This window comes from Spiroplasma endosymbiont of Cantharis nigra, from assembly GCF_964019925.1.
Taxonomy (GTDB): domain Bacteria; phylum Bacillota_I; class Bacilli_A; order Mycoplasmatales; family Mycoplasmataceae; genus Spiroplasma_A.
In genome coordinates this window covers 1,171,344-1,191,304 of sequence record NZ_OZ026470.1, presented here as the reverse complement: position 1 = coordinate 1,191,304, position 19,961 = coordinate 1,171,344, and the positions used below count along the sequence as shown (strand labels likewise).

At 23.4% G+C, this 19,961-nt stretch carries 15 protein-coding genes; 4 read left to right on the top strand and 11 right to left on the bottom strand.

The genetic code is table 4. The features are described 5' to 3' along the window. Positions 1–2: 2 nt before the first annotated feature. Positions 3–2,045 (bottom strand): lipoprotein, encoded by a 2,043-nt coding sequence (locus tag AACL04_RS05270; RefSeq protein WP_339030182.1) that lies wholly within the window; start codon positions 2,043–2,045, stop codon positions 3–5. A gap of 131 nt (positions 2,046–2,176) precedes the next feature. Beyond that, positions 2,177–2,875 carry a hypothetical protein gene (locus AACL04_RS05265; RefSeq protein ID WP_339030180.1) on the bottom strand — a complete coding sequence of 233 codons (699 nt, stop codon included), beginning with the start codon at positions 2,873–2,875 and terminating at the stop codon, positions 2,177–2,179. Between the two features lie 1,036 nt (positions 2,876–3,911). On the opposite strand from AACL04_RS05265, the gene AACL04_RS05260 reads away from it, so the two are divergent. The 3 genes from AACL04_RS05260 to AACL04_RS05250 all read left to right on the top strand — a co-directional run bounded on the left by AACL04_RS05260 (position 3,912) and on the right by AACL04_RS05250 (position 6,353). Beyond that, the gene (locus AACL04_RS05260; RefSeq protein ID WP_339030178.1) at positions 3,912–4,148 is read left to right on the top strand and encodes a hypothetical protein; all 237 of its coding nucleotides are present in this window, start codon (positions 3,912–3,914) and stop codon (positions 4,146–4,148) included. Positions 4,149–4,451: 303 nt separating this feature from the next. Further along, positions 4,452–4,652: a hypothetical protein gene (locus AACL04_RS05255; protein ID WP_339030176.1), complete on the top strand. Its 201-nt coding sequence runs from the start codon at positions 4,452–4,454 to the stop codon at positions 4,650–4,652. 531 nt (positions 4,653–5,183) lie between these two features. After that, the gene (locus AACL04_RS05250) at positions 5,184–6,353 is read left to right on the top strand and encodes a hypothetical protein (protein ID WP_339030174.1); all 1,170 of its coding nucleotides are present in this window, start codon (positions 5,184–5,186) and stop codon (positions 6,351–6,353) included. 771 nt (positions 6,354–7,124) lie between these two features. On the opposite strand, the gene AACL04_RS05245 is transcribed toward AACL04_RS05250, so the two are convergent. The 3 genes from AACL04_RS05245 to AACL04_RS05235 form a co-directional block, all read right to left on the bottom strand. Further along, the gene (locus AACL04_RS05245; protein ID WP_339030172.1) at positions 7,125–8,831 is read right to left on the bottom strand and encodes a hypothetical protein; all 1,707 of its coding nucleotides are present in this window, start codon (positions 8,829–8,831) and stop codon (positions 7,125–7,127) included. Beyond that, positions 8,831–9,544, bottom strand: coding sequence for an ATP-binding cassette domain-containing protein (locus tag AACL04_RS05240; RefSeq protein WP_339030170.1), 714 nt, complete (start codon positions 9,542–9,544; stop codon positions 8,831–8,833). Before AACL04_RS05240 ends, AACL04_RS05245 begins: the two co-directional genes overlap by 1 nt. Positions 9,545–9,617: 73 nt before the next feature. Beyond that, positions 9,618–10,211 carry a hypothetical protein gene (locus tag AACL04_RS05235; RefSeq protein WP_339030168.1) on the bottom strand — a complete coding sequence of 198 codons (594 nt, stop codon included), beginning with the start codon at positions 10,209–10,211 and terminating at the stop codon, positions 9,618–9,620. A gap of 188 nt (positions 10,212–10,399) precedes the next feature. Here AACL04_RS05235 and AACL04_RS05230 point away from each other — a divergent pair, with 188 nt between their 5' ends. Continuing rightward, positions 10,400–10,837: a hypothetical protein gene (locus AACL04_RS05230; RefSeq protein ID WP_339030166.1), complete on the top strand. Its 438-nt coding sequence runs from the start codon at positions 10,400–10,402 to the stop codon at positions 10,835–10,837. 983 nt (positions 10,838–11,820) lie between these two features. Here AACL04_RS05230 and AACL04_RS05225 read toward each other — a convergent pair. From AACL04_RS05225 to truA, 6 genes are all read right to left on the bottom strand, one after another. Then, a complete protein-coding gene (locus tag AACL04_RS05225) occupies positions 11,821–12,321 on the bottom strand; it encodes an RpiB/LacA/LacB family sugar-phosphate isomerase (RefSeq protein WP_339030164.1) in 501 nt (166 codons plus the stop codon). 1 nt (position 12,322) lies between these two features. Then, positions 12,323–12,757, bottom strand: a complete 435-nt coding sequence (locus tag AACL04_RS05220; RefSeq protein ID WP_339030162.1) for an RpiB/LacA/LacB family sugar-phosphate isomerase — start codon at positions 12,755–12,757, stop codon at positions 12,323–12,325. A 75-nt stretch (positions 12,758–12,832) separates the two neighbouring features. After that, on the bottom strand, positions 12,833–13,603 hold the full coding sequence (locus tag AACL04_RS05215; protein ID WP_339030160.1) for a DeoR/GlpR family DNA-binding transcription regulator: 771 nt from the start codon (positions 13,601–13,603) through the stop codon (positions 12,833–12,835). A 149-nt stretch (positions 13,604–13,752) separates the two neighbouring features. Then, on the bottom strand, positions 13,753–18,150 hold the full coding sequence (locus tag AACL04_RS05210; RefSeq protein WP_339030158.1) for an ABC transporter permease: 4,398 nt from the start codon (positions 18,148–18,150) through the stop codon (positions 13,753–13,755). 39 nt (positions 18,151–18,189) lie between these two features. Beyond that, entirely contained in the window at positions 18,190–18,888 is a 699-nt protein-coding gene (locus AACL04_RS05205) for a hypothetical protein (protein WP_339030156.1), read from the bottom strand. Between the two features lie 331 nt (positions 18,889–19,219). Then, positions 19,220–19,957 (bottom strand): tRNA pseudouridine(38-40) synthase TruA, encoded by a 738-nt coding sequence (truA, locus tag AACL04_RS05200; protein ID WP_339030154.1) that lies wholly within the window; start codon positions 19,955–19,957, stop codon positions 19,220–19,222. Between the last annotated feature and the right edge of the window lie 4 nt (positions 19,958–19,961).

The following is a 19,961-nucleotide window of genomic DNA, read 5'->3' as shown; positions in this document are numbered from 1 at the left end:
TCTTAGTTTACTTTTACTTTAAATGTATGTGTTGTAAATCCATTAACTTTAATACTAATAGTAGGTTCTTTTGGTCCCAAAAAACCACCAGTTTTTTTCTTCCCTGTAAGTTCAATAACATATTGGTAATTCTCATTTTTTATTAAGTTTACAGAGGCCACATTTGAATCACTTGATTCAACTGTGACTTTATATTCAGATTTCATATTTTCCAAACTAAAGTTTAAATTATTTGTTTTTCCATTTCCCACTGTTTGATATTCAATTGGAGTAGTTAATTTCTGATTTAACTCCATAATATTATGCCCTTGATAAAAATTACCACTAGTAGATCCACCAAGAGTAAATCCTCCCATTCCTGCTGTATATTTTTCATCAAACTTTTTATTGTCTTCATATTTTTCTAAATTACCTCCACCAGTTGCAGTACCTGCCACACCACTGGCATTAATATAACCATTTCATGCGGCACCATCATGGGCATACAATTTATCTGAACCAGGCAATACATCAAATTTAAAGTCCACTGGAATACTAGTTGAAATTATTCCAGGAGTAATAACTTCATAGGTATCAAAAATTATATTTGTAAATTCAATAAAGTGATTTAAGCTAATCTCATTTTTAAATTTTTCGCTTAACTGATTATAAATTTGTTCCTTAGCACCTCTTTGAGCTGATTTAGATTTATCAGTCAATTTATCTGCATCTACAAGTACTTTCTTATTTTCAGGTAAAGATTCAAATAATGTTATTCTATCTTCTAATACAAATTTATATGTAAATTCCACATCTATACCCTCTTTAAATATTCCTCCAAGAGTTGGCATATTTGTAATTTGGAAAGTAGTTGCTGTAGTTTTGGCATTTTGCATAATTGCTTTACCAGCTTCTCCAAGATTTTGTATAAAGTTCGCTTTTACATATTCTAGTTGAGTGTTTTTTGCACCAACTTGTTCAAAAATAATTGCGCCTAAACTTATAACGTCTTTTGATTCTAATACTTCAGGTAGTCTATTATAAGCTCCTGCAAATAATCTAATTTCTCCTAAATTTTTATTTGCAAAATACTCATTTGGATCAATATTTTGATTAAGTAATAAAAGTGTTTCCCCTTCTACAACTTCACTATTTGCTTTTGCTCTTATGATTACAGAAGTTCCAATTCCATTATTACCCTCTGTAGTACCTTCTCCTTCTCTATCAATTTCTAACTCTTGTTGATCTATATTTGAATTGTTCATAGTATTAAATCCATTAATAATGGCTTCATCAGTTATTGTAAAACCTTCTTTTCCTACAGCAATACTTGAATCAATTAAACCGTTATGCATATTTCCTGCAGCTATATTTAAAATTAAACCCTCTTGGGCTAAATTAAACTTTGAAGCCTCAATAGTAATTAAAATTTCTTCAAAGTGACTATTATCTTTTGAAGTAACTATTAATTTTAAATTATTAGCACCTTGTGATTCTGTTTCTATTTTAATTCTTTTATTTGCACTATCCAAAGAAGCGCTTGCCAGTCCTTCATTTTCAAATTCAAATTTATCTGGTTTTGCATTTTCTTCTAGAGCATCTCAATTGGTAATTTTAATGTAACTTGATGAAGATGTTTTCATACTTAAAGAATTTTTTTCTAACTTAAATTTAGACTCTTGTTCTATTTTTTTAACCTCTACTGTTATTTCAACTGAATGAACTTCAGAAGCTACTATTATTTTTACTGAACCAACTTTTTGTGATAATGGTGTAATTACAAGTTGATCACCTTTTAAACTTTTTGTAACCTGAACTATGCCATCTTCATTATAAGTAAACACACTTGGTCTTGATTTAGTATTTAAAATACTTCAGTTAGTTATATTTATATAACCAACTTCATTACTATAAATATCAATATTTTTTTTATCTAATTCAAAATTTGCATTTGGAAGAGTGTCATCATCGCCACCTTTACCAACATTTCCCCCACATGCTACAACTGATATTGATGAAGTTGCAAACAAACTTGTTGCAGCTAATATTGTTAATAATTTTTTCATATATTTTTTCTCCTTCTTTAATATATTTTGGTATTTAAAAAATTACTCTTATATCATAAAAATATAAATAGAGTATAATAAAAATTACTATTTAAATAGTTTACTAATAAATAGCTTTTCAAATAAATATATTAAATTAGAGGTGGAGTTGTTGCCTTTTTTGTATCATTTAGAAATACTGCTAAATGATGATTAAATAAGATATTATTTTCTTCATTTTTAGTTGCTAAAAATATATCAATTTCTTTTTTTAATTCAGTAAAGTAATTATCTTGATCAAAGTTTAAAATATCAAGGAACATTGAATTAAAATAAATTGATTCAATTAAAAAGTTATACTCTTTTTCATAAGTATTAATTCATTTTCTTTTTACAATAAAACTATAGGCAATATACATAGTAATTAAAGTAATTATTAAAAGAACTGCAGCTGATGCATAAAATAAAATTATAATTTCAAACTCTAATACACTTGTTTGCTTTGTAAAAAATTTAACTAAATAAATAACTGCAAAAGGAAAAGTTAAAACAGCTAATTTAGATAAGGAAACTAAATTATCTCTTTTAATTACTCATTTTAAATTTTTAGTATTGCCTATATTTATCTCAATATAATACATAAATTTACTAAATTCAATTGTTAGAACAAGAAGTAAAATAAACATAAATATCGTATTTAAAAAAACATTAAAACTATTAAAAATTATATTTGCTTTATTATTTAAAAAAACTTCAAATTCAGAGATTGTAGACAAATAAAAATATAAAAGCAAAGATAATACAAAGGTGTTTTTTATTAAAGTTTTACTAAGATTTCTTATCTTTAACATTTTTAGTATCTCCTGTTCTTTTAATTTTAACAACATAAAAAATTAAAAGCAAGTTTAATTAATATAATCAAGCAAATAATAAAAAAATTTACTGTTTTTTAGATACATACATTTTATAACTAACTCTATTATTATAAAAGTATTGATACATTTACAATATTATATTTATAAATCTACTTTATTACTTCTCTTTTAGTGGCACTTCCAAAAACCTTCAAGATATTCATTGTATGTTGATCTGTCTACTATTGATATAATTAAATTAAAACCAAATAATATTGTGTCTAAATAACATTGATAAGAAGACTTAAACTCTGTATCATTATTATAGTTAATAATTGAGTTTTGATTAAATGTAACAAACTCATTAAACATATTTAAAAGTATTTTAGTGCTAATTTCTTAGCTTTAATATTTTCAATTATCAAACCATAAACTTTTTTAGTATTTACATAATAAAATAGTGCAGGTATATAATATGCATCAAGCTATTATTTTTCTGTGATATCCTCTGAGAAAATATATCCATATTTTTTAAGTTTTTTTATATTCAAACATTTTAGAGTACTGGATATTTTTTTCTGCGCTAACTATCTTATTCTTTTGCATTTTATAGTTGCAGGGCTTTAACTTTAAAAACATCATTATGATTAGAAGATTTTTACTACTAAAATTTAAATCCAAATACTTAAATATTATTGTAGAACCATAAATTATACTTTATAAAAAGTTTTTATTCTATTTCTTAATATTTATTTGATAGTTTCTACTACTTTTAAATGTTTTTTGCAATAACAACTTTGATTTATAAATAAATTATTTGTAAACAAAGTTTAATATTTGCAAATTATTTTTTAACTTAGAATAGAGGACCTTAAAGAGACTAATAGTCTCAATAGAAAGGTTGTCATTTTTTATACCAAAATAATAGATGAGAATTTAAAAAGAATAGCATTAGAAAAATATCGAAATGTAGAAGGTCATAAAAAAATAGCAAGTGATTTAGATTTAAAATTTGGAGGAAAATTGTACTACTTTGAATAAAAAATACAATATAAATAATGAGACATTCATTAATAGAGAATGTGTGACTAACTTATTTATGAGCAAAGATTCAGAGTTAAAACTTTTGAAAGAGGAACTTAAAAAAACAAAAAGAAAATGAGCAATTAAAATCAAAAGTTATAAAGGAAAAGTAAAATATCAGCTTTTTGAAATTTGTATGTCTTCTCTTCTTGCACATACATGACACAGAATCAGATTGTGATTATAACCCGAAGAAGACATGAAAGAATAAAGCATTTAATTTTATTTATTTTGATTTTAAAGACACTACTTTATCAGCCAAAGAAAAATGTGAAGCTTTATACGTTAATAAAGTTTAATATTATAGATGAAAAAATAAAAATATTGAGGCTTTATTAATTGGTAAAATATTAAGTATAATAGAAAATAGAATAAACAAACAATTGCAAGTATTAATAAATTCATTAAAAAAATGGTAGTGTTGGAAGTAGGATCATAAGTCATTGAATTGTAGATAATTGAAATATTAATGTTAGTTACAAAATTATAAATGATATTAAAAGCTAGAAAAAATATTAACTTAAAGCATTTGAATAGACCAAAAAAATACAAAGGTGAAACTAGAGGCAATGTTGCTCCTGATCTTATAGTTCAAAACTATATGCACGAATATAAATATCAAAAGATTAGTTTAGATGGTTCTTGAATACATTTAAATATTAGCAATAAAAAAGTAAAAATATTGGGTTAATTTGCCTTTGATTGATATACTAGACAAAGGATATCTTTTGATTTTAAGAATTCAGAATTCAGAATTCAGAAAATAGTATAGTTGTTTATAATGTTTTATTACAAGTTGAGAAAATTGTTATTGCCAATTTAGTATAGCAATCAATCATTCAAATAGAGAACTGTAAATACTTCTTTTATTGTTAAGAGATTATTTAATAAATCAAATAATCTTACATTGTCAATGTCTGATGTTGGATTTAAACACAATTCTCCTACTAAATCTTTAAATGGATGATATAAAGATATTTTCTTCAAAAATTATGGAAATAGTTTTGATTCATTGGAGATTTTAAAACTAAGTTCAAAGAATTAATTTCAAAAAGAAATAACCTTCAAGATTATATTTATAATAAAAAAGAGACTATTTACAGTTGATTTAAAATCAAGTGCAAGTCTATTTAAGGTTGTCTATTATCTTTTAATATTAAATAATTTTTTAGATATTTCTTCTAATTTTTTAATATTTTTATATAATAATTAAGGTGAAAAAATGAGTAGTCCAAAAAATAAGCAACATTATTTTCAAAAAGCTTTATTAAAAAAATTTACATACAATAAAAGTAAAACAAAACTAAATATATACTTTGTAAATGAGAAAAAATATAATTCAGAATACGAATTAGATTCAGAACTATTTCAATATTATAAATATTATGACTCAATATTTGCTGAAAATGATTCTTTAGATCCATCTGAATTTGAAGAATCAATCTCCACTATTGAAAGTGAAATAGGAGAAATTATAGTTGCTTGTAAGTCTAAGAAATGGAAAAAAAAATTTAAATGAAAATATGTATTGGCATTTTGAATATTATCAAATGAACTTAGAAATGAGTACTTTTATAAATTAATAAAAAAAAGTGTTACAAATAAGTTTTATAGTAAAAATAATAATATTAAAAAAATATGAAAAAGAAATATTAATAATGATAGTTTTAAGAGTAATAATTTTAATATTTTATTATGACTTGTAAGACATTATGTAAAAAATAAAAATAATAAAAAATGAGATCAGACTAATTTACTTCCAAGTGAAGTGAGATTATTAATTAAGAAAAGGAAAGAATTTTTTAATGAATTTATTAATAATATTGATACTAATATAGATTATTCAAGTAAATTAGAAAAATTTGAAGAGAAACTACTTAAAGAAAAAATTAGTATAGCTTGTAGTTATGTAGAATCATGTTTTTTAAATTTAAATCATTACATTTTATATAACAAAAATGGTAATTTTTTAATAAATGAGCTTAGTGGAGAGTATTTATATTTAAGATATACTGAAGATTTAGGGAATCCCTTTTGTAGAATATCTATTTTATCACCAGAAATATCTATACTCTCAATTAACTCAGAAAATGCAAATTTATTATTGAAATATTTTAATGAAAAATTTGATTTATTAAATATTAATAATATGGATGAAAAAAATCAATATCTAAATTTTATAAAAAATCTAATGCCCTTTATATTTGAAGAAACTAATTATTGAATTAAAAATAATATTGAAAACTTTGATTTTATAGAGATAGACTCTAAAAATGTATTTCTAATTAATAATTTTATTTATCAAAAAGCAAGATATTTTATAATTGGAAACAAAAGAGATACAATTAATAAGCAAATTAAGTTTATGAAAAAGGCTAAAGAAATAAAATAAGAAGAAAATAATTTAATCTTTGTTTTAGAGTAAAAACCCTAAAAAAAATAAACCTCCTGTCTCATTAAAAGGATTTTCATTCTTTAGGCCAAAAAACAATAGATTGAAAAAATATCACATTATAATAAAAAAGCAAGATATTTAGATTTAAAATCTTAAAATCAAGTTTTGCATATCTAAATATAAAAATACAATATAAATAATGAAGAATTCATTAGTATAAAATTTAAAACTTACTTATTTCTAAGTAAAGATTAGGGGTTAAACTTTTTAAATATATAAATTAAAAATGCAAAGAAAGTAAGCAATTAAAATTAACAGCTATAAATGAAAAATATTATTTATTAAAAAAGTGTTTGCCTCCTCCACGAAGATTAATTATAATTATAAGCAGGCAAGAATAGAACACTTGATTTTAATTTTAACCCCCTCTTAATGAAACGAAAAAATATAAAAAAAGAATAGAAAATTTTAAAGACCATTTGCAATTGATTTAACAATCATTTCACGTGTCTATTTTGGACTTTCATATTCTCCTACTATAGAAGTACTTAAGGCAAATCTCATTATATCTAAAGCAATATTAAAATCTAAGTTATTATCGAAGCTAAAGGAACAACTAATTTTTTTGAAATAATCCAAACTCATTAACCATATTTAAAAGCGTTTTATATTTACCTTATTCTGCTATATTTTTTTAATTGAAATAAGCCCTAATATAAATTTTCTTTTATTTAAGTTCCATAAGAATTAATAGTAGAATTTAGTTAATTAAATATATATTCTTTTTTTCATAAAAAGAAAACTCAATAATAAAAATATTATTCCTAAAATAAAATAGAATAAAAATAACACTCATATATATAATATTGATTTAAATTTTAGACTTTTAATTAATTGAAAATAAGTTTTATATTTTGTATTTTCAATGAAATCGGGCTTATATTGAATTTCATTTTGTTTTAATTCCTTATCTATTAAAATATTACTTAAGTAATGGTTAGAATTTTCTTCATATTGTAATTCTTTAGTAGTATTAACAAAATTAAAATTTAAAGGATTTGAAAAGACATTTACTTTATCTGTTATAAATTTATTTTTTCCTTTTCCTGCTAGCATTGATGAGACATGTGATAAAGGGTTGAAGTATAGATTACTTCTAATTTGACTTGGTATTACATTTTTTAATTCATAATCACTATAAATCAAATCGTATGATATAGAAAACATTGTTCTCATATAATTTAAAACTATATAAGAACATAAATAAGCAGCAAAATTATTATTAAAATATTTTATAGTGTCTTTAAATAAACCACTATTTCAAGCAATTATATTATTGTCTTCTTTAATAAAAGGACTAGTTATTTTTGATGACTGCGGTGCTGAAATCATCATTGATTTCATAGTTGGATATTCAATATCCGCTAAATATTTAAAAATTGGTAAATATAAAATAGCATCTTCATTATTGGATTGATTAGCTAACTCATAAAGTTTTGTTAAGGATTTATCTAATTTAAATTTGTAAAAATATGTAAATTTAAATTTATTAATATTTTGGCTTGGTAAAAAATTAATTTCCTTTGAATCATTTTCTGTAATTTTATAAGTACTATCATTTTCAAATAATTTATTTATAGTTTCCACTATTTTAGGTGGCTTAAAAGCATCATTAAATTGTAAATATATAAAACCTTTTTCTGAATTAAATTTTTCTTGATTTATATAATAAATATATTGCTCATAAAATTCATCTAATAAATTACTATTATTAGTAACTTTATAAAAATCATATACATACTTATCTTCAAAATTAGAAATACTATAACTCATCGCCAAATCAGATTTTCCGACATTATGTTTATCATTTATATCTATTGTTTTCATATATCCAATACTATCAATTAAAGAGGAGAATGAAGTAACTAATGTTGTAAACATTATAAGAGTAAAAAATACTGGGATATTAGAAATAGATAAAATTAGTAGAACAAAAAAATTAATAAAAAGATCAAATAAAATAATAAATAAATAAGCATATAATAATTTATTAATAATTAATTGGTCAGCAGATTTAATTCTGAAACTAGCTATTAGTAAATCTAAAATAAACATAGTTGAAATAAATAAAGATGATAGTGACTTATTTAATAGCAATCTTTGTAAAAAAATATTCCTATATTTAATTTTAGCTCTTATTTCAATTTTAACTAATCCATCATTAAATTGCTTATAGAATAAGAAATAAACTAAAAATGCTTCAAATATACCAATACAAATAATTTGTATTATCATTTTAAAAGTAAAGTACAAACCAAAAGATCTAGTATAGAAATTATTAACTGTTGGACTTGCAATTACTATTAGCAATGAAAAAAAAGCTGTTAATACAAAAGTAATACTTGAGAAAATAATTAACGTTTTATTTCTAATAATATTTTTAAATTGAAATTTATAAATAATAAAATTTTTCATTATTTCTTATTACCTCAAAACTCTCCAAATTCTTCTAAATCTACTGTTTTTTTATTAGTTATTGACTTATACAATTCCTCTATATTAGTGTTATTATCAATTTTTTTATCTAATTTTATAATCCCGTCGCTAATTAGCACAACTCTATTAATCAAACCTTTAATTTCTTCAAAAAGATGAGTAGTAAATATAATAGTAATATTAAAATCTATTAATTTCCTAATTACGTTTAAAAAATTAATTTTACTTTCTAAATCCAAATTTGCTGTTGGCTCATCTAAAAATAAAATATTTGGTTTGATAATTAAAGTTCCAATTAAAATTAGTGTTTTTTTTAGTCCAGCTGATAAATCTTTTAAATATTTATTTTCATATACTTTAAAATCAAATATTTTATACAATTTTTCTTTAGACTCTTCCACATCTTTTTTTGAAAGAGAATTTAAAAATCCTATATATTCAATATACTCATTAGCCTTCATATTTAAAGGTATATTATTACTATCAGGAAAATATGACAAAAGTTCATCATCTTGCAATTTTATTACTCCTTTATCAGGTATTATTTCACCAAAAATTAATTTCATTAGTGTAGTTTTACCTGCTCCATTAGGACCTATCAGCCCTATTAAGTCTCCCTTATTTATTTTTAGTGTGACATTCTTTACACCAACATTTTTTTTAAAAATTTTACTAATATTTAAAATTTCCATAATTCCTCCAAATATATTAAAAGTTTTAATAAATAAATAGCCTTTATATATGAAATAAAAGGCTATTTATTTATTAACTTTCTAATTTGACAGTTTTGATATTTACTTTTGTTGTAGTATAAGTAACAGCTCCTGTAGATTTAGCTCATAATCGTGACCATAAAAATACATCGCCCTCTTTATTTATTAATACAGAGTTTTTAATTTCTCCACCTTGATAAGCTCATCCCGAAGTGCTTGAATCATTTCAATCTCCCTGAAATAAATAATGTTTTCCCTCTGGAGTTGATTGTTCACCCATACTTGTAATATGTATCTCTTTTTTTTCAACTCTTTTTTTTCCATCTTTAAACTCAAATGAAAAATCACCTTGTGTTGCTCCAGATTTATAATTTTCAAGATCATTGTAATTTATTCCAAATTTTGAAATATTTCCTAAAAATACTTTTGTAGTTTCTTTAGAAGCTGCTCCACCAGATCACCCTTTTGATAATGAATCTGTAACAAACCCTGAGTTATTATTTCAAAATAAATCAGGATAATTTAATTCATTATTATACAAAACTAATTCATTTTTATTTTCTTGTACTTGTAGACCAAATGATACTGATGTTACTGGTGCTACTAATAAAGTGCTAACAGCAAATGATGATAATAAAAATTTCATATTTCCTACCCTTTTATTAATACCTTTCTGTAGTTAAATTCATAACCACTTTCATTATATACTAATATAATAAAAAAAATAATTTTTTTAATGAGAGAAAATAATTAAATTATGAGTAATAAGCAATTATGTCCCTACATATTAACAAGCGACTTTGTCCTCCTTTATAATCAATAAATGAATGTTTTATGAAAGGACTACTATTAAATACCATGAAACAAGAGCAATTATGATTAATTAAGCAATTATCTTTAAGAAAAGACTCTATTAAAAATACAGTCCATAAATTAGGTTATTGTGTTAGACACAAAAGAAAAAAACTTAAAAAATATCAAGAGATTGGAGCAAAAGCTTTTATTCATAAAAATACCAATAAAATACCTATAAATAAAATTCAACAGTTATTTAAAGATGAAATAATTCAATTATTTCAAACTAAATATTATGACTTTATTATTAAACATTATTGAGAAATAAATTCAAAAAGAAAAATAAGTTACTTTGCAATTAGAGACATATTAATAGAAGAAAATATTTTAATTGATACTCTTAACAGAAAAACAAAAAAAGATATTCGTAAAAATTTAAAGGAACGAAGCCCCATCCTACGCAAAAGGAAATTATAAAATTTGGAGAGATATATGAAACTAATGTTTCAAATCATCAATGAATTAAAAACTTAAAATGTCATTTGAATATTATAATTGATAAAGCTAGTAAAAAGATTTTGGCAGGCTATTTCAGTAAGCAAGAAACTACTGAAAGTTATTATAATATCTATAAAGAAGTCTTTAAACATTAAGATTTACCAAAAATTAATTTTACTGATAATCAAGATGTTTTTAGAGTAAAAATAATGGCAATCTCTTTAATGATAGTGTTTTCAAATACTCAATTACAATTTATTTTTCCACTCCTTAGGAGTGAATACGAAACGACTTCTAGCCCTTAAAAAAGCATTAGTTGAAAGAACTTTCGGGACTTTGCAAATAATATAACCAAAGTAATTAGAACTTTAGATTTAAAAATATGGAACAATTAAATAATTATTTGCCCCATCTTATTCAAGAATACAATCAAGATTTTTAAATACCCTTATAGTTCAATTAGAATTAATAACTAGAAAATTTGACCAAGTTTTTTTATTGAAGTGAAAAAAATTAATAATAATGATCCTAGTATTAATTTTAAAAAGATAAGTGATTTATAAGCAAAGTTTTACTCCAATTTACTTTAAGACAAAGTTAAAATTAATGATTATGGAGATAAGTAATAAAGAACATTATACGTTAATTGGGAGTGATATTTACATTCTTATTCAAATTGAAGATGAGCATTTACATGCAAATAAAAAATTCAATTTAATTAGTATTTTGAGACTACTAAAATACCCAAAACTGATTTTCCTTGGAGAGAAAATAAATAAATTTTTTTGATAGAGAAAGAAAGAATACAAGATCTATTTTATTAGATAAATCTTTTATTTTAGGACATAATCGTTTATTATCTACATGACTCAAATCTTAGAATTAGATTATATTTTTTTAATAATTACTACTATACTAAATATAATTTTTGATTTCATGTTATGTATTTGTAACTATAGTAGTTAATTATAAAATCCCTGATCTCACTTGTGTTTTTCTTCATCAAAAATTTTACTATCATAATTTTCTTTTTCAATAATTTGATTAATTTGATTAATTAAAGCATCATTTTTACTTAGATACTTAGCTTGTATAAAACTTTCAATAATCTCATACATTAAACCAATACCAATAATTCGACCTCCAAAGCCAACAACATTTGCATCATATTTTTGCCTAGCATCAATAGCTGTCAAAACATCTTTTGCAAGAACTACTCTTGCTCCTTTAACTTTTTGAGCACTATTTGTAATTCCAACTCCAGTTCCACAAATTACAATTCCAAAGTCAGCTTTTTTTGTTACTACATTTACAGCAACTTGATGACCATATATTGGATAATGAGTTCTGTTAAAATCATTAGTTCCACAATCAATTACCTCAATTTTATTAGCTTTTAACATTTCAATTATTTTATCTTTAATATCTGTAACAATGTGATCACATCCTATTGCAATTCTCATTTTATTGTCCCTCCAACATATTTTCTAACATATTAATTCTTACCATATGTCTTCCAGCTTCAAAAGTAGCACTTAAATATGCATCAATTACATTTAACATATTCTCTTTACCTATTATAGAAAAACCTAATGATAAGACGTTTGAATTATTATGTTGAATTGTCATCTTCCCAGAATGATAATCTGATATTTGAGCTACTACAACTCCTTTTTTTTGAGCCATAATCATAAATGGTAAAGTTCCAAAATCATCAATAACAATTACTCTATCTAATTTTTTTTGATTTAAATTATCACTTAATTTATTTAAGTCATTAAATATACTAATCTCCTTTTGAAATGTAATATCAAAGTTTTGAGATTTAATATTTTCTAATAAAAAATTTTCATACTCTTTATCTATTTTATTATTTATATATACTATAATTTTGTTCATTTATACTTTCCTTTCCACTTAAAGATTAACACAGGAAAATAAAAAATGATAAAAAATTATCATTTTTTATCATTTTTAAACAACCTTTGTAGTTATAGAGATTTTTCTTAGTAAGTCTCTTTCTAGAGGTTCATCTAATACTAAAATATTAATTCTATCAATATTGCATATTAAATTTCCCTTTTCAACTTTACTAATTTTAGTTGAATCAATCAAACAAATAGTTTCATTTGTTAAATTAATTAAATTATTAACAAATTCTGCTTCATCTTCATGATTATTGTATAGATATAAATTTTTATCAAGATTAGTTACAGTTATAAAAGATTGAGAGAATTTTAAACTCTCTAATATTCTATTAGCAATTGGTCCGCACATTGCAGTTGATTGTGGTCTTAATCTACCACCAATTATTACAACATTTTTAACATTTGGTGAGTTGTTGGCTATTCTTGCTATTTCCATTCCATTGGTATATAAAACATTAATAGTTTTTGTAATAGATCTTACAAAAGTTTCACAAGTTGTTCCTGGACCTACAAATATTTCAGATGAGTTAATTAGCTCATTTGCTTTAATAGAAATTTTTTGTTTCTTTTCTTTATTTGTTTGCAACTTTTCAGCTCTAGTAATTTCATAGCCCTTATTTCTAAAGAAATTAATTAAACCCATATAAATTTTTATATATCCCATTTTTTCAAGAAATTTAACATCCCTTCTAACAGTTATTTCAGGAATGTTATAATCATGTCCTATTTCAATAAAAGATTTCATATTAAGATTTATTTGATCACTAAGATTTGCTAAATAAATATTAATACGTTCTGCCTTGTTATGGTTTTTCATAAAGCACCTCAAAATAATTTTAACCTAGAATAATATTAATTTAATCTTTTTTTATTTACACTAAAGTTTTTATTAAAGATTAAGTACCTATAATTTGTGTTTTCTAAAAAATAAAAAAAATCTTATATACAAATATATAAGATTAGTTTTTAATCTTTATCTTTTAAAGCTTCCAATGGATTAATTCTTTGAATATTTTTTCATCCTATTGCAAAAGTTACTATATAAATTGTTGCAATAACTGCAAATACTGTAAATGGCAATCACAGTGAGAAATTTACTGGTAAAACTCATGCAGTATTTAAAGCTAAGAAATCAGCTATTATTACAAAAATATATCATCCTGCTATAAAACCAATGACATACATGATTAGAATTGGTAGTATATACATTCCTAAAATTTGTCTTACAACATAAGAATTTGAATATCCTAGAGTTTTCATTGTTGCAATAAATTGTTTATTTTCAAAAATAATTAAACTTGTTGTTAAAAGAATAATTGTTGCAGAAACAATAATTGCTATTGTAATAAACATAATAATAATTAAATTTATTAAATCAGTAACTTGACCTAATATTTGTCTAGTTTGTTCTTTTGGTAACATTGTTGAAAGTGTTCCAATTCCATAACCCTGATTAAACTTTTCAGGATTTACTACTGTACATTGATTTTCATCATCTCTTGTTAAATTTTCTTCTGGACATGGTACAGAAATTGTTTCAAAACTTCCATTTAAACCAACTGAACTAAAATCACCAATTTTTGATGACACAGAAAATCCTTGAGTTAAATCAACAATATTATTATCATAACTATACTTATAATTAAATACAGGATATAAATTTTCATAAAGTTGATTCATATTTCTTCAACTTGATCCAATTTCACTTCTTTGTACATTAGCTATAAAGTCTTCATAAGTTCTATTTCCATCGTAAACTTCTTGTATAAATTCTTCTAGAGTAACTCCCTGAATTTTTTCCTCATCCTTATTTGAGAATTTTTCTAGTTTATACAATGGATTTCCTTGTGGATACTCTCTTACGAATCAATTTTCAAAGTTATATTTTTTAATCTGGTCATATTGCATAATTTTGTTTGCATTTTTATTTGAAATTCAACCTTGAGGTTGACCATAACCATCTTGCACTCCTGCAATTACAAATTCAATATCATCATACATTGAATTTATTTTAAGATTACCATTTTTATAACTATTATATATATCAATTGGATTTGTTGCATCTTCTGCATATTTTGCTGCTATACTAATATCATCAATTTTTGAAGAATCTACTCCTCCATCATTAGCAATTAAACTAGCAGAGTTATCAGCATACAACCCTCCATTAGTATAATAGCCATATGAAGATTGAGTTCTAAATTCATCAGAGAAATTTATAAACTTATTTTTTTCTATTAAATTATGACCATATTTAATATCATTTTTTAAAGTTAGTTCTTTATCACTTTCTTTTTTCCCAAGCAGTTCCTTTAAAATGCCTAAACTCAATGTCTGCCCTACTGTTTTATTTATTTTCTTATAAAAACTCTCATTAATAATAATAGGTATTTGCTTCTTATTATCTAAAAATAATTCATTAGTTAAATTAATTCCATTTTTATTTTTTAATGAGACCATTTGTGAATCTTTATCTATTCCAAAAATTTTTGCACTTTCAATTTTATTTTTCTTTGTTACAAACTCGGAATTTAACATTGTTCCAATTTCATCTTTCTTATTATCATATGGAATTAAATTAAAAGTAATATTATAATTTTGATTGTTTTCAATAGCCTCTTTCATATACTCTTGAACAAAATATGGGGATCTTGTATATGTAGTTTGTAAAACAGCAGTTCCCATCCTACCATCTATAACAGAACCAAATCATAAAGTAAATGCTGTATTTAAATTCATTAATAAATCTTTATCCATAATAGATAGAATTTCCTCTTCATTTATTTCCAAAGGACTTATAAAATTATTTTCTCACTTAAATTTAAAATCAGCTGTAGAAGAATTTTCAATAATCATAAATTCCTTTACATCATTTGGTTGCATTTTTTTCTTTCAAAACTTATTACTTAACTTATTAAAACTAGAGTTTAACTTATCTTCTGCTTTTTTAATATTTAATACGGAAGGATCTTCTGTATTAACCATACCTTTATTATAAGTTAAGTTTAATCCCTTTATATACTTGCTGTAAAATTGTAACATTAATCTAGTATATACTTTTAATTCATTAATTGAGGGTGAAGTTATAGAAGATAGCTGCTTTAAATCAACTATTAATTTAGTATAATCTGGTCACTGTGCTTGTAATTGCGTAAGAGCTATAGATGCACCAGTACCTGAAACCTCTGCTCTATCTAAATTTTGAAGCAATTTTGTAGACATATTTTTTCAATTTAAATATGAGAATTCAGTTCAAAAGAATTTGTCATTTTCTGCTATATCATATGTATAGTAATATGGACTTATTTTTCCTTCTAAAAGCTCTAAATAAACTTTTTCTCAATCTATTATATTATTAACTTTGGAAGTAGGAGCCTGTGGTTCCCCAATAATTGTTGGATAAGCTGTTCACCCATAATTATATCCTTCTGGTTTTGATCCTAAAAAATTTGATCCTATCTTATTACCACTACCACTATTTCGTATTAATACAAGCTCATCATATTGACCTCATCCTTCACTTCCACTATCTCAATTTGGGTTATATGTTCTTTGAAATGATCATGGGTTATTTGCTATTGGTTGAGTATATTCAACCATATTTTCATAGTTCATTCCATTGAATGTAGCTGTCATGTTATCTTTCATAACTTTTGGTGCCACAATTGTTGTTGTAATAAGAGTTGCACTTAAAAGCATTGTTGCGCTAACACCTACCAATTTTCCTAAAGAAGTCGTTAACAGAGCTGCTCTTAATCTTGGATTAAAACTTCTTTTTGAAAATAGAGACTTAATATACATTGAGAATTTATTAATTACTTTATCATCTCCACCTTTTAATAAAGTAAGTGCTGGTAGCCTAATTGTTCAATAACCAATTATAAATGCCAATAGTGTTAAACCAATTCATAAACCAATAATACTTGAACCAAATGAAACAATATTAAATTTAAATCCAAAGAAAGCAATATTAAAGTAATTTGAAAATATACTTACAATTATTGTTTCAATAAATATTGAAATAATATATCCCATTAAAGCTCCAAGAATTGAAACTATTAAAGGAAGCGCAATAAAGTTATTAACAATTTCTCGCTTTTTATATCCTAATGATTTTAAACATCCAATTTGTCTACTTTGCAATTCTACTTGTTTTTTAGTTGTTAATACTGTTGTAAACCCAGCAATTGCAACGATAACAACTATTAATCCTGTTGCCATTGAATTATAACCTGTCATAATTGATTTAAATGTTGTTATTCTAGCTGAGAATTTGTATAATGGATCATTTGAAACAAATATATATTTACTATCTATTTTGATATCTGCTCAAGTTTTATATTCTTTTTCTAGATTATTTAAAAGTTCATTGTTACTTTCATTATTTGCTTTTACAGAAATGTAGGCCTCTCTATCATTTTCAGAAGTCACAACTACTTTTGCATTTGAGACAATATATGAAGCCATAGTTTTTTGAACAACTTCTTTTTTTGTTGTTTCTTCTTCTTTTACTTTTGTAAAATTATATGCAGTACTTTCATATCCCATTCATGATGAATCCATGTACATTAAAACCTCATTATTAATGTTTGGCATTATTGTTGTTTCATCCATTATTGGAGTTGTAAAATCTGCTGATGTTCCAATTCCAACAACTTCGAATCAAACCTGGTTTTTATAACTATTACTGTTTAAAAAAGTTTGAACATCTTTCATATTTTTTAAATCCTCGTTAAGTTGTTTTACCTCAGCTGAGTTACCTTGTGTATTTTTAATTAATAAATCGTTTCCATATTTATCAGAGTTAATTCTAACAATGTCACCCGTTTTAATTCCATTTTGCTTAGCATAAGATTCACCAATAACAACTTCTTTAGCATTTCCTTTAAAAGTTCTTCCTTTTGAAATTACAAGTTTATCGACACCCTTATTTAAATCAGAATTAATTTTTGAGATTGCTTTAATTCTAATATCACCTTTTTTACCATATAAACCTGATATTAATCTTGCTTCAGTAAAAGATACATCCAAACCATATTTAAGTGCAATTTGATTCATAATATATTGTTGATAAAGCATATCATCTTTTGCAAGTTTTTTATCAGTTTCTCACTCTTTTATATCTTTACCATTTTCATCAGGTTCCAATATTTTATCTTCTAAATTAATATCTAAAACATAATCTCTTAAATTAGATTGTGTATTTAAATAATTATAAGCTCCAACTACTCTAGTTGAAGTTGCTCCTAAAACAGATATAACTAAAGATACCAACATAACTAAAAGTGATAAACCTATAATTTGTGATTTATTTCTTCCAGCCGACTTAAAAGCGTTCTTTAGTAAAAGTCTAATTCCCTTCATATTTAGTTTTCCTCCTATTAATTGATAATTACTCTTTTATTAAAAAATGTTTAGTGGAGGAGTAACTCCTTTTTTAAAAGTTTTAAGATGAAAACTCTTTTTACAATTAACAACTTCTTCTACAAAATAATTTTTCTCTAAAATATTTTCGAATTCTCAATCAATTTTTTGTAATAAAGATTTTGTAAGATTTGAATACTCCGAAAAGAATGATTCTTTTTTAACTATTCTTGAAAAATTAAAGAAAACTTGCTCAGTCATTTTTAATTTTATTTTATTTATTATTTTTTCATAAACTATATTTAGTGAAATAATTACACAAGTAAATGAAACTATTATAGTAAATGAAACTATTAAAAAGAATTCCAAATTTATTATAGCTTGATTTGAATCTCAAAAATATTCTACAGTTTGATATTCAGTTGAAATAAAAATTGGCACTGTAATTAATATTAAATTGAAAAACTTATTTAAATAAGTAAACCTTTTAAAACATTTAAATGTCTTAAAATCAATAAAACTTTTTTTAAGTTTATGAATTATAACCATTAATTCGATAACTATTCAAAAACATATTAAACTAATTATCACAGTGTTTATTATTCATGTAATTTGTATTGCAATGTAGAACTTTTCATTTGAATATTTAAAAAAAGTTGAAGTAAAAATAATAGTTAGATGAGTTAAAACAAATAACAAGTATAGTTTTTTTACATTTTTTTTATTATAACTATTCATATAAACTCCCCTAGAAAATTTACTCTTTAACATTATAATAACATTTTAAATAAAAATAACAAACTTTTGGTGTTAAGCAATTATTGTAAATTATTTAAAAATAAGTTTTTTTGAGATTTAATTTTAAAAAAATGTATCTAATTAAAAAATAAAAAATACGTTTAAAACGTATTTTAGTCGGCTTACTGTAAAAGAAATTTATTACATACCTTTTCCTTCTTGTTAAGAAAACTTATTCAAAAAAGATAAACTAATAAATATCTATTACTCATTTTTTGGTGTATTTAAGTTCACAATAACCGACCTAAATAAATAATACCTTAAAAAGTAGTTAATAAATAATCTTTTTTAAAATAAGTCCCTCAGGATTTGCAATATATGGCATTTTTTCTTCTTTTAGTTCTAAAACATTTATAATTTTTTCTAAACTAATTTTGTTTAAACTGTAAGCTATACAAGCCCCTATAATCATTCGAATTTGATATCTAATAAAACCTTTTGCTTTAAAAGTAATTAAAAATAAATCATTTTTTAAATCGCATTCAATTGAATTAATTTTTCTTTTTGTTTTAATTAAATCTACTTCCTCAGTCTTTAAACCTGAGAAATTTAAAAAATCATGATTACCTACAAAGATATTCAAGGCTTCTTTTAATTTTAAAATATTTAATGAATTCTTCGGCAAAAAATAATATCTATTTTCAAAGACATTATTTTTTCCTAAGTTTATTTTATATTCATAAATTTTTTCTTTGCAATTTCTAACTCTAAATTCCTTACTTATAGGCATCATATCTTTTACTTGAATACCCAAAGTTAAACTTCTATTTAATGCCTTTAAAAAACCATCAATATTTGGTTTAAAGTTTAATTCTACTCATGCCTTTTGATCATTTGCATGAACTCCTGAATCAGTCTTTGAAGCTCCAACTATTCTAAATATAGAGTTTTTAGCTACTTTTGCTATAGACTTTTCAATTTCGCCTTGAATAGTTAATTGTCTATTTTGTTTAGCTCAACCACAAAAATCAGTTCCATCGTACTCAATAGTTAATAAATAATAATACATTGTT